This window comes from Nocardia sp. NPDC056541 (assembly GCF_042794235.1).
GTDB lineage: Bacteria > Actinomycetota > Actinomycetes > Mycobacteriales > Mycobacteriaceae > Nocardia.
In genome coordinates this window covers 189685-202784 of the sequence record NZ_JBHTUD010000001.1, presented here as the reverse complement: position 1 = coordinate 202784, position 13100 = coordinate 189685, and the positions used below count along the sequence as shown (strand labels likewise).

Annotated in this window: 14 protein-coding genes and 1 pseudogene; 5 read left to right on the top strand and 10 right to left on the bottom strand. The window is 65.5% G+C overall.

The window, feature by feature from the left end; translation table 11 throughout:
• The first annotated feature begins 118 nt into the window (after positions 1 to 118).
• Positions 119 to 433 (top strand): hypothetical protein, encoded by a 315-nt coding sequence (locus tag ACFQ9R_RS00900; RefSeq protein WP_378987416.1) that lies wholly within the window; start codon positions 119 to 121, stop codon positions 431 to 433.
• A gap of 396 nt (positions 434 to 829) precedes the next feature.
• Here the strand turns inward: ACFQ9R_RS00900 and ACFQ9R_RS00895 are convergent, their stop codons facing one another.
• On the bottom strand, positions 830 to 1111 hold the full coding sequence (locus tag ACFQ9R_RS00895; RefSeq protein ID WP_378987413.1) for a hypothetical protein: 282 nt from the start codon (positions 1109 to 1111) through the stop codon (positions 830 to 832).
• 9 nt (positions 1112 to 1120) lie between these two features.
• Positions 1121 to 1558: a VOC family protein gene (locus ACFQ9R_RS00890; protein ID WP_378987411.1), complete on the bottom strand. Its 438-nt coding sequence runs from the start codon at positions 1556 to 1558 to the stop codon at positions 1121 to 1123.
• Positions 1559 to 1995: 437 nt separating this feature from the next.
• On the opposite strand from ACFQ9R_RS00890, the gene ACFQ9R_RS00885 reads away from it, so the two are divergent.
• On the top strand, positions 1996 to 3129 hold the full coding sequence (locus tag ACFQ9R_RS00885) for an FAD-dependent oxidoreductase (protein ID WP_378987408.1): 1134 nt from the start codon (positions 1996 to 1998) through the stop codon (positions 3127 to 3129).
• A 60-nt stretch (positions 3130 to 3189) separates the two neighbouring features.
• Positions 3190 to 3495, top strand: a complete 306-nt coding sequence (locus tag ACFQ9R_RS00880) for a hypothetical protein (protein ID WP_378987405.1) — start codon at positions 3190 to 3192, stop codon at positions 3493 to 3495.
• A 101-nt stretch (positions 3496 to 3596) separates the two neighbouring features.
• Here ACFQ9R_RS00880 and ACFQ9R_RS00875 read toward each other — a convergent pair whose 3' ends face one another.
• From ACFQ9R_RS00875 to ACFQ9R_RS00865, 3 genes are all read right to left on the bottom strand, one after another.
• A complete protein-coding gene (locus ACFQ9R_RS00875) occupies positions 3597 to 4007 on the bottom strand; it encodes a DUF4189 domain-containing protein (protein ID WP_378987402.1) in 411 nt (136 codons plus the stop codon).
• 262 nt (positions 4008 to 4269) lie between these two features.
• Entirely contained in the window at positions 4270 to 5031 is a 762-nt protein-coding gene (locus ACFQ9R_RS00870; RefSeq protein ID WP_378987399.1) for an SDR family NAD(P)-dependent oxidoreductase, read from the bottom strand.
• A gap of 44 nt (positions 5032 to 5075) precedes the next feature.
• Entirely contained in the window at positions 5076 to 6857 is a 1782-nt protein-coding gene (locus tag ACFQ9R_RS00865; RefSeq protein ID WP_378987396.1) for an acyl-CoA dehydrogenase, read from the bottom strand.
• Positions 6858 to 7024: 167 nt separating this feature from the next.
• Here ACFQ9R_RS00865 and ACFQ9R_RS00860 point away from each other — a divergent pair, with 167 nt between their 5' ends.
• The gene (locus tag ACFQ9R_RS00860) at positions 7025 to 7639 is read left to right on the top strand and encodes a TetR family transcriptional regulator (protein ID WP_378988450.1); all 615 of its coding nucleotides are present in this window, start codon (positions 7025 to 7027) and stop codon (positions 7637 to 7639) included.
• 274 nt (positions 7640 to 7913) lie between these two features.
• Here the strand turns inward: ACFQ9R_RS00860 and ACFQ9R_RS00855 are convergent, their stop codons facing one another.
• The 3 genes and pseudogenes from ACFQ9R_RS00855 to ACFQ9R_RS00845 form a co-directional block, all read right to left on the bottom strand.
• Complete coding sequence (locus tag ACFQ9R_RS00855) at positions 7914 to 8243, bottom strand: rhodanese-like domain-containing protein (RefSeq protein WP_378987393.1); 330 nt, start codon at positions 8241 to 8243, stop codon at positions 7914 to 7916.
• A 409-nt stretch (positions 8244 to 8652) separates the two neighbouring features.
• A pseudogene (locus tag ACFQ9R_RS00850) lies at positions 8653 to 8822 on the bottom strand (ferritin-like domain-containing protein); the annotation flags it as partial.
• Between the two features lie 65 nt (positions 8823 to 8887).
• Positions 8888 to 9385 (bottom strand): HIT family protein, encoded by a 498-nt coding sequence (locus ACFQ9R_RS00845; protein WP_378987390.1) that lies wholly within the window; start codon positions 9383 to 9385, stop codon positions 8888 to 8890.
• Between the two features lie 313 nt (positions 9386 to 9698).
• Here ACFQ9R_RS00845 and proS point away from each other — a divergent pair, with 313 nt between their 5' ends.
• A complete protein-coding gene (gene proS / locus ACFQ9R_RS00840) occupies positions 9699 to 11138 on the top strand; it encodes a proline--tRNA ligase (protein ID WP_378987388.1) in 1440 nt (479 codons plus the stop codon).
• Here the strand turns inward: proS and ACFQ9R_RS00835 are convergent.
• Positions 11132 to 11257, bottom strand: coding sequence for a hypothetical protein (locus ACFQ9R_RS00835; protein ID WP_378987385.1), 126 nt, complete (start codon positions 11255 to 11257; stop codon positions 11132 to 11134). The two genes, proS and ACFQ9R_RS00835, sit on opposite strands and share 7 nt — an antisense overlap.
• Positions 11254 to 12780: a sulfatase gene (locus tag ACFQ9R_RS00830; protein WP_378987382.1), complete on the bottom strand. Its 1527-nt coding sequence runs from the start codon at positions 12778 to 12780 to the stop codon at positions 11254 to 11256. The genes ACFQ9R_RS00835 and ACFQ9R_RS00830 overlap by 4 nt, the downstream gene beginning before the upstream one ends.
• Positions 12781 to 13100 lie beyond the last annotated feature (320 nt).

The window sequence follows — 13100 nt, the reverse complement described above, 5'->3', positions numbered from 1 at the left end:
AGCAGTCAAGACCGCCGGTCGCCGCGGCGCTCCGATCGATGGCGTTGTCATGCGATCTCAATGTGCGGGTTACGCCGAACCGGAGTTGTCCAAGTATTTGCTGGGCTATCGTTCGGGTATGGAGACCGACTTGAACCCGCCGACGCTCACCGCCGAGGAGGGTGGACTGGTCCTCGATGTCGTCCAGATCGCGATCCACAATCCTCTGGCCCTGCCCGGCGAAACGACCTACTGCTATGTGGTCGCCGAGGATGGTGTCAGGTACCGGATTCCGGCGCCGCTCCACGATTGGGCGACCGTGACTCTGGCCGAACACAGCGAGCGTGTCGGAACCGGTCGGTCAGCGGTCCTGCCGGCGCGGTTCGAATTCGGCATACGGGATGGCCGAATGTTTGCCAGCGCACGCGGTGCGGTGCAGCGGCTGGCGCAGTGATCAAAGCCCCAACCGCAAGACCGCGTCCTCGCGGCGGCTCGTCGGCGACTAGTTGTCGACCTTTCCCACACCACCTTCGTTTCCTTGTCCGCCAAAGTCGAACTCGCTCGTCACCGCTGCCCGAGCACGCACGCAGCGGTGACGACCAGCGTTCTCGACCGTCATGAATCGTCGACGACCGCCCAGATCGTCACCAAGTCTGTGACGGGCACGAGCTTGCCCCGCACAGCTCTCTGCCGGGAAGCCGGAAGGAAGGTATCGAGGAACGCCTCGACCACGTCGCGCTGTCTGCACATGAGGCGTCGGTCGCTTCGAGGTCCGCTCGAGCCCCGTCCGGAGCTCAAATGGGGAGGGCGTCCCCGGGGAAGCCGTGGCACGGGAAAACCTCGCACCGCATCATGCCTGCTCGCACGCAGGGATCCTCGGCCATGACCCCGAAGCTTCCTCGGCGGGCACGGTCATGATCGCGACACCGGCAACGGTGTCGGAAGCGACCGGGCACAGAACAGCGATCACACCGTCAGCGCGCAACGTCACCATCCGCCGCTGGTGTTCGAGTTCGATCGCGTCCGCGCCGTCGACCATTCGCCCGGGCTCCCAATGCAGGAGCACCAGGGTGAAAGGCTCTGCGGTGGCGGCCAGGGCCTGAATCTGTTCGTTGGTCACGGTCGTGCTCACGAGGTCTCCTCAAATCCGAATGCGCTCGGCCAACGAGACGATGATTCCCTCGGGCCCACGGACGTAGGCCATCCGCCACACGCCCTCGTACTCGCCGATCCCGCCCACCAGGCCGTAGCCCTCGGCCGCGGCCCGGGCGACAGCGGCCCGTAGGTCGCGCACCTCGAAAGCGACATTGCGCAGCCCGAGCTCGTTGGCCGGCGCGACTGGTGAACCCGGAAGGTGCTGCGGCCGTGCGAAACTCGATAGCTCCAGCGCGGTATCGCCGCCGGGCACGCGCAACATGACGATCTCGGTGGCGGCATCGGTCATGCCGATGACCGTGTCCAGGAATTCGCCCTCGACGGTCATTTTCGGATCGGCTTCCAGCCCGAGGCTGACGAAGAACGCTGTCACGGCGTCGATATCGGCCACGGTGATGCCGATGTGGTCCAGGCGCTCTACCAATCCCTTCGAATGCCTCGCTATCTTTCGCGAATAGACGCTCAGGAAGGTAGCACTCCGGCCTTCACGTGGAAACCCCGTTGCTGGTGCGCGCCTTTGCCTCGAAAACAATTCGATTCAAAAGATGGCGTACTCGATCGCCCGCACAGCGGACATGACAGCGGGCGGCCGCGCGGCTGTAGCGACCTCTTCTGCGCAATGGCCGGTGCAGGCGGCTGTCGGCGCAGCGTGAGCGGCCCGGTCGCGCGACGTGGATGCCGGGCCTATAGTTGTCGGGTCGCGAAAAACGACGTCCTGCGGGCCCACCGCCCCGCCGGGCATCGCTCGTACATCGATTCAGATGGTTCCGATCGGTGAGCGTCTCCTGCCGAGACCGGACATCCCGTCCGCTCACGGCGCTGACCATCGCCGACGCGTGTCGGCGCTACAGAGGAGCGCACATGCCGAAGACCATCGCCATCATCGGAGCGGGACTGGGCGGGCTGACGCTCGCCCGGGTGCTTCGGACTCACGGCATCGCCGCAACGATCTACGAGAGTGAGGCTTCGGCGACGACTCGTACGCAGGGCGGCCTGCTCGACATTCATGAGGAGACCGGGCAGGTCGCGCTTCGCGCAGCAGGCCTCTACGACGAGTTCCTCGCTCTGGTCCGTCCAGGCGAGGACGCCAAGCGTGTGGTCGACCGCCACGGCACGATCCTGTTCGACATGCCTGGCGACCCCGAGTCGGCCCGTCCTGAGGTGGATCGTGGCGAACTGCGGCGTCTTCTCATCGACTCGTTGGCGCCCGAGACGATCAGGTGGGCGCACAAGCTCGCCTCGGTCCGGCGCCGCGTGGAGGGTGGCTACGAGCTCGCCTTCGTGGAAGGTTCGACCGCCCGAGCCGACATCGTCATCGGCGCGGACGGTGCCTGGTCGAAGGTGCGTCCGCTGCTCGCCCCCGCCAAGCCTGTTTACAGCGGAACCTGCTTCATCGAGATCGCTCTCTCTGCGGTCGGCCAGGACGGTCGGGCCGGCGTCGCTGCGATCGGCAGCGGCACCCTGATGGCGGTCGCGCCAGGCAAAGGGATCATCGCCCATCGCTACGCCGACGGGCGCGTGCGCGGATACGTGGCGCTGAACACACCTGAGGAGTGGATGAAGTCGATCAGCTTCGGCGACCCGTCCGCCGGCCTTCGCCAGGTCGCCGACGAGTTCGACGGCTGGTCACCACTGCTCACGGCCTTCGTGACGGAAAGCGACGCGGAACCGTGGCTGCGACCCATCTACGCCCTTCCCGTCGGGTTCGAATGGGACAGGGTGTCGGGCGTGACTCTCGTCGGCGACGCCGCGCATCTGATGTCGCCCTTTGCCGGCGAGGGCGCAAACCTCGCCATGTACGACGGCGCCGACCTGGCCGCTGAGCTGGTCGAGCAATCCGACACCGAGGCCGCGCTCACCGCCTACGAGCAGCGGCTTTTCCCGCGCAGCGGCGACGCCGCAAGCCGCTCGGCGCAGAATCTGGAGGTCTTCTTCGGCCGGGAAGCACCTCACAGCGTCGTCACTCTGTTCGATCGCGATCATCGCTTTGTGTGACTGAAGGTGCCGGTTGGCCGTGTGCGTGTTGGCGGTGGTCAGTCTCCGCGGCGAGTGCCCGTGATCGGCATCGCGACCCTGTCGATCAGCCTCACCAGCGCACTTGCCGGTTTCGCCGCCGCTTACCACCGCGCTCACACTGATAGCACGGATGCCTCGCATACCCGCCTGAGCGCTGCATCCGCGATCATCGAAACCGCACCATCCGCTCGGATCGCCGAGCAAGCCGCCCTCGTTTATCGCAAGCTGGACGACCCGGAAGCCGAAGTCGCTGTCCTGCAACGCTATTCGGCCCACTTTCCACCAGGTCTCGGCCCCCACAAGATCACTGCTCGACTGAGAACTGCCCTGGAACTGCGCGCGTGATCTGCTGCCGACCTTCGAATGCACGACAAGCTCAACAGCCCATTAGTCATGCGGCAGAAGAAGATAGGGGGCCGCGCGCAGAGGACCGTGCGGGACCTGGATCACGGCCGGGTGCAGGCGTGGTCGCGATTGAACGAACCGGCGCTTCCGGTGCCGGTGGGGAGGTTGCGGGTGGCGTCTGCGTATGCCTCCCCTGGGGTAGACCCTTTACCGAAGCCCACGATCGGGAACCCTGCGACGATCGCGAGCGGACTCGTCACGACTGCACCGCAGCCGTTCGCGAACGTCACCACCATCCGGCAGTCGATGATGCCTTGACCCTTGCACGCTCGGTCGGCGGCTTGAACGGCGTCGGCCTCCGTCGGGTGGTTGACCGAAAACGCGTAGACGTTGCCCCACACGCTGAGGGAAACGGCGCCCCAGTTGGCCGGGTCGGCGGCGGCGGGCGGTGCCGCGAGGACGGCAGCGGCGCTCACCGAGAGCGTGGCGGCCGCAATGGACTTGTTGAACATGTGGTGTGTGCTTCCTCTGCGCGCCGACCAGGTGCGGCGATCGCATGGAAGATACCGCAGCGCATGGACGTGAGGTCGCCCCAAAAGTCTTGGGGTCACGGCAAAGACCGTCACGAACTGCGGCGTTCGTGACGGATCTGCCGAAGCCGATCCTGCCGGGTCTACCTGCCGATGGCAGGGAGCGGAGAGGATGGGTTGTTGCCTGCCGCCGCGCAGCGATCTGTCTCGGGGAGAGCGTGCGATGCTCGGTGCGGTCGGCGACTCAGGTGATGGTGACGCCGCCGTCGACAGCGATGGTCTGTCCCGTGACGTAGCCGCCGGCGGCAGAGGCGAGCCATACCGCGGTTGCCGCGATTTCCTCGCCGTGGCCGTACCGCCCGAGAACGACCCGGGGCATCAGGGACGCGGCGTAGCCTTCGTCGTAGGTGTCGGTCATCTCGCTACGGAAGAACCCGGGGGCCAGCGCGTTGACGCGAATTCCCTTGCGGGATCCCCATTGCTGGGCCAGATCGCGGGTCAGTCCGATGATGGCGGCCTTGCTGGCGCTGTAGGCGGCCTGTGGCAAGCCCGCGGTGGTGAGTCCGAGAATGCTCGAGATGTTGATGATCGAGCCGCCGGCCGGCATGACGCGGCCGCAGGCTTGCGCCATCCAGTAGGAGCCGTGGAGGTTGACGTCGATGACCGCGCGGAACTGGTCGGGGGTCTCCCGGGTCGCCGGGTGGGCGGAGGCGACGCCGGCGTTGTTGATCAGGACATCGACGCGCCCGAACTCCGAGATGGCCGCATCGACGACTGCCTGGCACTGTTCGGGTACCGAGACGTCGGCGGGAACGACGACAGCTCGTCGACCGGCTGCGCGCACGGATTCCGCAGTCTCGGTGAGCTTGTCGGCACGGCGGGCCGCGAGAACGAGGTCGGCGCCCGCCTCGGCGAACCCCTGAGCGAACGACACTCCGAGTCCGGACGATGCGCCCGTGACGATGACGACCTTGCCGGTCATGTCGAACATTTCGAGTAGGGACATCGAGTTCTCCTGGGACGTAGTCGAGGTGGTGCGGTGAACGAGGCTCACAGCCAGGTCGGGTCGGTATCGAGGGTGGTTCGGTCGAGCTGCGCCAGCAGTGTCAGCTGCGCGGCGACCTTGGGCAGTTCATACCGGAAGAAGTACTGCGTCGCGACGCGTTTGCCGTCGTAGAAGGCCCCGTCCCGGTCGCCGACAGCGAGCAGTTGGTCGAGCCAGATCCAGGCGATCACGATGTGCCCGGCGGCTTCGAGGTAGATGCTCGCGTTGGCCAGCGAGGCGGCGCGGTCGTCGACCGACCAGATCTGTGCGGTGACCGCGACCAGTTGGTTCAGCGCCTTGCCCAGATCATCGGCGTAGGTGGACAGCGCCGGCGCGGTGGAGGCGCGGTCGATGGTGTCGCTGATGGTGTCGGAGAGCAGGGTCAGGCCCGCACCGGCGTGCATCGTGACCTTGCGGCCCAGCAGATCCAGGCCCTGGATGCCGTGCGTCCCTTCGTGAATGGGATTCAGCCGGTTGTCGCGGTAGTGCTGCTCGACATCGAACTCTGTGGTGTAGCCATAGCCGCCGTGGACCTGGATCGCGAGACTGTTCGCTTCCAGGCACCACTGTGACGGCCAGCTTTTCGCGATGGGAGTGAGGACATCGAGGAGAAGGTTCGCTCGATCACGATCAGGCCCGGTCGTTGTGGCGGCTTCGTCGACGAGTTTGCTGCAGTAGAGCCCGAGCGCCAGCGCGCCTTCGACGTAGGACTTCTGGGCCAAGAGCATCCGTTTGACGTCGGCGTGTTCGATGATGGCGACGGGCTTGCTGTCCGCGGCCGAGGCAGCGTCATCGATCGCTCGACCCTGGACGCGAGTGCGGGCGTACTCCAAGGAGGCGAGGTAGCCGGCGTACCCCAGCGCTGTGGCCAGCAGTCCCACACCGATGCGGGCTTCGTTCATCATGTGGAACATGTAGGACAACCCACGGTGCTCGGTGCCGACGAGGTAGCCGACCGCGCCGGATTCCGGAGTGGGGTCGAAGGTTCCGTCTCCGAAGTTGAGCAGTGCGTTCGTGGTGGCGCGGTTGCCCATCTTGTGGTTGAGACCGACCAGCGCGACGTCGTTGCGCGTCCCATCGGAGAGATACTTGGGCACGATGAACAGCGAAATGCCCTTCACCCCAGCACCGCCACCGGGGACTTTGGCCAAGACCAGGTGAACGATGTTGTCGGTCAGCTCGTGGTCACCGCCCGAGATCCACATCTTGGTGCCGGTGATCCGATAGGTGCCGTCCGGCATCGCGACGGCCTTGGTGGTGATGTCGGCCAGTGACGACCCGGCCTGGGGCTCGGACAGACACATCGTGCCGGTGAAACGACCGTCGAGCATCGGCCGGACCCAGGTCTCGATCTGCTCGGCGGTGCCGTACTCCGCCAGCAGACTCGCATTGGCGGCAGTGAGGAAATAGTAGGACGACATCGCTGCGTTGGTGGCTTGGAACCAGGTCATCGCCGCGCGGTTGACGACAGTCGGCAACTGCATGCCACCCAAAGCTTCGTCGAACGACCCCGCGATGAGCCCTGCGCTGCGGAACTGCTCGAGGCCGTCACTGATCTCGCTCGGCAGTACCACCTGGCCCGCTGCACCGATGTACGGCGGGTTCCTGTCGCCCTTTTTGTTGACCGGCGCGAAGCACTTCTGGGCGATGTTCGCGCTCAAATCCAGTACCGCGTCGAACGTCTCGCGTGAGTGGTCTGAAAAGCGTTCGCGACTGGTCAGTGAGTCGACCTCGAGCCACTCGTAGAGCAGGAACTCCAGATCGCGGCGGGACATGGGTGTGGACATGACATTTCCTCAGTGTGTGCCGGACGGGACAGGGTGAGGTCACCTAGTCGCGGTGCTGTGCGATGAAGCAAACGATTAGCTATGCGATTGCATAGTTTCTATACGATCGCATATCCTGCGTGGAGGAGGGCGACATGTCAACCCCAAGGACCGAGAGGCGGAGTCCTGTGGACGTATCACGATCAGCGGTTCGCGATGAACTAGGTACTTCCAAGGCGGCCGCGCGGATACGCGCCGCGGCCATCGAGGTCTTCGCTGCCAAGGGATACGGTGCGGCCGGTACCCGCGAGATCGCCGCCAGTATCGGCATGAGTCCCGGAGCGGTGTACCCGCACTACAAGACCAAAGAAGCGCTTCTCTACGCCATCAGCCTGGAAGGGCACAGTTCTGTCCTGGATGCGGTCACCGATGCCGATCACGCCGGGGCTTCGGCAACCGATCGGCTGGTATCGACGGTGAACGCCTACGTCATGTGGCACGCCGACAACCACACCGGCGCGCGCGTTGCACAATACGAACTACGCTCGCTGTCGCCCGAGCACTTCACCGTCATCGCTGAAATCCGCCGGTCGACGTCTCGCGTATTCTCCGAGATCATCGAAAATGGTTCTGCGGCAGGCGAGTTCGCTCCCGTCGATGTCGGGGTTGCCACGTTGGCAATCACCTCACTCGGGGTCGATGTCAGCCGATGGTTTCCTTCCAAGTCCTACTCCGACGCGGATGTCATCGCTGCGGGATATGTCGAACTCGCCCTCCGCATGGTCGGAGCACGGAGGTCTTGACGCCGCTCCAGGTGTTTGCCCGAGCGGTTATCGGGCGGCGTCGTACCGGGTCCCATCGACGAGACTCGGTATTCCGGGGCGCGGGGCCGACGTCGGCGACGAGGGCGCTGGGTCCTCGAGTGCCCAGGAGCCTTGATCACCGAATCCGGCGACCGAACGTTACCTTCCTTTGAAGCGTCGCAGGGTTGTGAGTGCTACAGAAACCGGGACGTGGTCCTGAACCACCACCTCTGAACGCCCGAGCTCGGGCTTCGGCCTGGTCGGGGCGCCCTTCTCACGGGGTGAGCGGCCCACCGGCGGCGCGCCAATCGATCAGGCCACGGCTCATGTTGACCGCTTCGAAGCCGTTCTCGACCAGGAGGTTCGCCGCGCCCGCGGAGCGAAGGCCGCCGGTGCAGAAGGTAATGAGCAGACGGTCCTCGGGCAGTTCCATGCAGCGCGCTTGGAGCACCTCGAGCGGCATGTGCACAGCACCTGGGATGTGTACTCGATTCCACTCGAAGTCACGACGGACGTCCACGACGATCGCACCCTCCGTGACCAGGCGCACCGCCTCGGCGGCGCTGATAGCTGGGGGTCGGCGTAGGTAATGACGGAAGCTCACGCGCAGCACCCTTCTCCTCGTACGAGACGGAAGGCGCCCGGCACGATACTGAGGCGACACAGTGGCAGAGGCTCCATAACCTTCAGCTTAACTGAAGGTTGGAGCGGGGTGAAGGCCACTGGCCTTGCGAGATCACCGTGCCTCGTGAGCGCAGCGCCTCGGTCAATTCGGGGTGCTGCGCCGCGAATTGGCGGGCGGCAGCCGCGCACCTGTGCGCCAGGTGGCCGAGCGCATTGCTCGCGACGGTAGAAGGGTGTGTCAGCAGCCCGACCTGTATTGCAAGCGTGTGCTCATCGGCAGCGACTACCGCTGCGGCTGTGCTATCGCCGCGGGCGCACTCGGTGTTCACGATGCGCCGGAAGCAGGAATCGCGGCCGTTGTCGGTGGCCGCTCCGGCGTTCTGAACGGTGGTCGCGAGTGCTTTGACGTAGCGGGCACGGTCGAGCAGCTGATGTTCGAGAACGAGGTCTTCGAGCAAGCTTCGTCGAACGGTTGGGCTTGTTCGCCGATCGCCTTGACCGCGGCGGCAGCCCTTCCGATGAACGGGCCGATCCGCTCCGGCGTGCCGCCCAGGGGCGGATTCGTTCTTCCGAGGGCATCGACGCGCGCGCCGTCTGGACAGTTGGCAAGCGACGCTTACGGTTTCAGCCCTCGATGGCTACTTCCTGCAGTGCAGCCGAAATGGCGGCCCGCAACGGGTCGTGCCGGGCACCGAGCCGGTGTTCGGGAGCGTCTCGGTCAGATCCGTAGAGGGTGACCTGGCCTACTCGGAGGTGGTCGGGTTCCCACTGGTAGCGGGGGAGGACGTGGCCGTGCAGGTGTGGCCACAAGTTGCCCAGCACCTCGTAGTTGATGCGCAGAAATTCCGGGTCCGCGGCACGGCATGCGCGTTCGACCGCTTCACCGAGCAGCACCATGTCGTGCATGAATGTGACGCGGTCCGCCCGCGGCAGTTCGGTGAGTTGGTCAGCGTTTCCGTCGTGGATGAGCACGCAGTACCCGGGCAGGTGCTGTGTGCTGCCGATGACAGCCCACCCACTGCGCAGTCGGCCGATCACGGTCGGGTTGGTGCCTTGCCGGGCGGCGCCGATCGGATCCTCGAGGTAGTCGATCGACTCGCTCCGTGATTTGCTCTCCGGCATACCGTTTCCCCATCCCTGTTGCGCGCCAAGTTGTATCGGTGGTCCTTCATGAAACCAGCTGGCGGACAACGGTGATCGCGGAACTCGCAGCGCGGCACCTCGCTACAGCCGCCGCGGGTCTGCACCTCGCGCGCGTAGCAGCAGGCAGGTCGGTGGAAGTTCACGTTCCAAGCGCCACTGCGCGGCCCCGCAGAACGTCGCGACGGCCCCTTCTATCCCTCGCGCGGCCGCACTCGCTTGTCGCGAAATCCGCAGGTCCGCAGGTGAGCCAGGACCAGCAAATTCGCTGGTGGGGGGCGTTAGCCTTGTCGGTATGGCACGGGATGAGCGCGGAGTTACCGCCCAGAGCGAAGATTTCTCCAACTGGTACAACGAGGTCGTCGTAAAGGCTGCCCTCGTCGATCGCGGACCGGCCAAAGGCACCATGGTCATTCGACCGTACGGGTACAGGATCTGGGAACTGCTACAGGCCGAGCTCGATCGGCGTATCAAACAGACCGGTCACGAGAACGCCTACTTTCCGCTCCTGATTCCCCAGTCCTACCTCGAACGCGAAGCCGACCACGTCGAGGGGTTCTCGCCTGAACTTGCGGTGGTCACGCACGCGGGCGGTAAGGAGCTCGAAGAACCACTTGTCGTGCGACCTACCAGCGAGACGATCATCGGCGAGATGATGGCGAAGTGGATCAGCTCCCATCGCGATCTGCCGTTGTTGCTCAACCAGTGGGCCAATGTTGTTCGGTGGGAGATGCGCCCGCGAATGTTTCTGCGCACGACGGAATTCCTGTGGCAGGAAGGCCATACCGCGCACGCCGACGAGGCGGAGGCTCGTGCCGAGATGGAGTTGGCGCTCGGGATCTACGAGACCGTTGCCCGGGAGCTGGCGGCGATGCCGGTCGTGCCGGGTGAGAAGACCCCCGGTGAACGCTTCGCGGGCGCTGTCGAGACGATCACGATCGAGTCGATGATGCGGGACGGCAAGGCGTTGCAGGCCGGGACCTCGCACTACATGGGAACCAACTTCGCGCGGGCATTCGGAATCCGGTACGCCGCCTCTGATGGGCGAGACGCATTCTGCCACACGACATCCTGGGGAATGAGCACCCGGATGCTCGGCGGCGTCGTGATGACCCACGGCGATGACCGCGGCCTGGTGCTGCCGCCGCGCCTGGCGCCGCACCAGGTCGTCATCGTGCCGATCATGCGCGGTGATGCCGCGGCCGCTGTCGTCGCGGCCGCCGATGAACTGGCAGGCAAGCTTCGGTCCGCTGGGGTCCGCGTGTACGTCGATGATCAGGACCAGACGCCGGGCTGGAAGTTCAACGAGTGGGAGATGCGCGGTGTCCCTGTGCGCGTCGAACTCGGCCCGCGCGATCTCGCTGCCGGGACAGCGGTGATGGTTCGGCGCTTGGGGGAGGAGGGCAAGCGGTCGGTCGACTTGGCGACCCTGCCCGACCTCATGCCCGGGATCCTCGACGATTTCCAGGCGTATCTACTCGCTCGCGCGACCGCGTTCCGCGAGGAGAACACCAGCGCTGTCGACGATTGGGCGGCGTTCGAGGCGGCCGTCGCGACGGGTTGGGCGTTGGCCCTGCACTGCGGTAAACCGCAGTGTGAGATCGACATCAAGGCCCTCACGGCGGCGACGCCGCGGTGTGTGCCGCTGACCGGCGACGCCGAAAGCGGCCAGTGCGTTCGTTGTGACGCACCGGCCTCCTACGGCAAACGGGTGATCTTCTCCCGGGCCTACTGAACCCCCTCGGGTGGGGCAAGGGCGGCCACCCCTGCCTTGCTCGTGGCGTAGGTGGTTATCGACCGGCGCATGCCGCGCAGCGCGGTGAACGACGAGACCGATACCCGGTGGGTTGTCACCGGCAGGAGGGTCCGGTGCAGGTGGTCAGTTCACCGAGCCGGTGGTCGAGGTCGGTGACGATGTCGGCGTGGGCCGCGCGGCCTTGGGGGGTCTTGATGAGGTTGGTGAGTTGGTAGGGGTCGGCCTGCAGGTCGTAGAGTTCGTATTCGCGCTGGTCGAGGGGGCGTTCTCGTTCGTACCAGCGTACGTAGAGGTACCGGTGGTTGCGCACGGAGCTCCAGGACGGCATGTCGAGTGCGTACATGACGGGGGTGTCGGTGCCGGGGATTTGTTCCTGGGCGATTCCGTTGCGGCCACTGTCGCCGTTGCCACCGTATTCGGCGGCGAAATCGGTGCGCCAGCCGATGGTGTCGCCGGACAGTACGGGGGTCAGGGACCGGCCGTCGACCTGGTCAGGGATGGGGATGTTCGCCCAGTCGTAGAGGGTGGGTGCGAGGTCGATCGACAGGGCCATGGCGTCGCTGCGTCCGGGGCGGATGCCGGGGCCGCTGATCGCGAGGGGCACCCGCATGGATTCTTCGTAGGGGGCCATTTTCTGGGTGAGGCGGTGGGCGCCGAGGCTGTAGCCGTTATCGGAGGTGAAGATCAGGTAGGTGTTGTCGAGTTCGCCGGTTCGTTCGAGGGTTTCGACGATTCCCGCGACCATGTCGTCGAGTGATTTGAGAGCGCCGAGGCGGTTGGTGTAGTCGATGTCGTTGGTCGCGGCGATCGTCGCGGCCCTCGCGTCGGCGGTGTCGATCAGCCATGAGGGTTTGTCGGACACGTCGGGTTCTTGATAGTTCGGTGACCGCGGGGCGAGGGTGGGCTGGGTGCTGGGCAGGTGGCGGGGTGCGGGCGGGATCGGGAAGTGGGGGGAGGTGGAGGCGGCGTACCAGAAGAACGGCTGCCCGGAGGCGGCGGCGTCTGTGAGGAACCGCTCGGACTTGGCGCGGATCACGTCGGTTTGGTAATCAGCCGGTGCCACACCGTATTTCACGCGGGTCCCGTTTTCGTTGAGGGTGTAGTTGTAGCCGGAGTACAGGAAGTTGTCGACTCCGGCGTTCCAGTCGTCCCAGCCGGGCGGGATGTGGCCGGGGTCGTGTTCGAGGCCGTTGAGATATTTCCCGGCCATGCCGGTGCGGTATCCGGCGTCGTGCAGGGTGGTGGCGATGGTGTGGGATTCGTTGCCGCGCGCGCGGAAGGTGTCGAAGCCACCGACCTCGCCGGCGTTGGTGAGGACACCGGTGTTGTGCCCGTATTCGCCGGTCAGGATGGAAGCGCGGGCCGCGCAGCAGATCGGCATCGGCGCGAAGCCGTCGGTGAACTCCACTCCGCGGTCACGGATCAGTGCCGCGGTGCGCGGCATCGCTTGCCACACCGGGGTGGTTGCCGCGTCCAGGTCGTCGGCCAGGATCATCACCACGTTCGGCCGCCGGTCTCCGGCCGCCGGCGAGGCCGACGCTGTGGAGACGCACCCGGTCACTGTGAGCAGGACCGCGGCCGCCGCGGTCAGGAAACGACGCGACAAGCGACGTGCGCGCATTGAGTTTCTCCTCGAGAAGGGCAACGGGGTGTTGGTTTTCTTCGCGATCCGGCCTATTTCGTCGATCCTGCCGCAGGCGATGGTGGCCGCCCATTCGTAGGCGACCGGGACTGAGCTCGCCGACGAGCTGCTATCGGCAGCAATGCCTGCTGTCAGGCGTCATCGGTGTGGTGCGCCGAGCCGAAAAGCCGAGAGCAGTGCATGTGCAACTCCGCGTGCGGCGAGCAGAGTAGCCGATCGAACTCGGCTCGATCGAATGCCGAATCGCCCACGTTCTTCAACTTATCGATCATGGCACGTCGCCTGTACCACAGATAAGC

Bases quoted from the DNA above. Each gene is read 5' to 3' on its own strand.
- ACFQ9R_RS00870 (WP_378987399.1), bottom strand. From the start codon at position 5,031: ATGTCCCTACTCGAAATGTTCGACATGACCGGCAAGGTCGTCATCGTC.
- ACFQ9R_RS00875 (WP_378987402.1), bottom strand. From the start codon at position 4,007: ATGTTCAACAAGTCCATTGCGGCCGCCACGCTCTCGGTGAGCGCCGCT.
- ACFQ9R_RS00865 (WP_378987396.1), bottom strand. From the start codon at position 6,857: ATGTCCACACCCATGTCCCGCCGCGATCTGGAGTTCCTGCTCTACGAG.
- ACFQ9R_RS00885 (WP_378987408.1), top strand. From the start codon at position 1,996: ATGCCGAAGACCATCGCCATCATCGGAGCGGGACTGGGCGGGCTGACG.
- ACFQ9R_RS00845 (WP_378987390.1), bottom strand. From the start codon at position 9,385: ATGCCGGAGAGCAAATCACGGAGCGAGTCGATCGACTACCTCGAGGAT.
- ACFQ9R_RS00830 (WP_378987382.1), bottom strand. From the start codon at position 12,780: ATGCGCGCACGTCGCTTGTCGCGTCGTTTCCTGACCGCGGCGGCCGCG.
- ACFQ9R_RS00900 (WP_378987416.1), top strand. From the start codon at position 119: ATGGAGACCGACTTGAACCCGCCGACGCTCACCGCCGAGGAGGGTGGA.
- proS (WP_378987388.1), top strand. From the start codon at position 9,699: ATGGCACGGGATGAGCGCGGAGTTACCGCCCAGAGCGAAGATTTCTCC.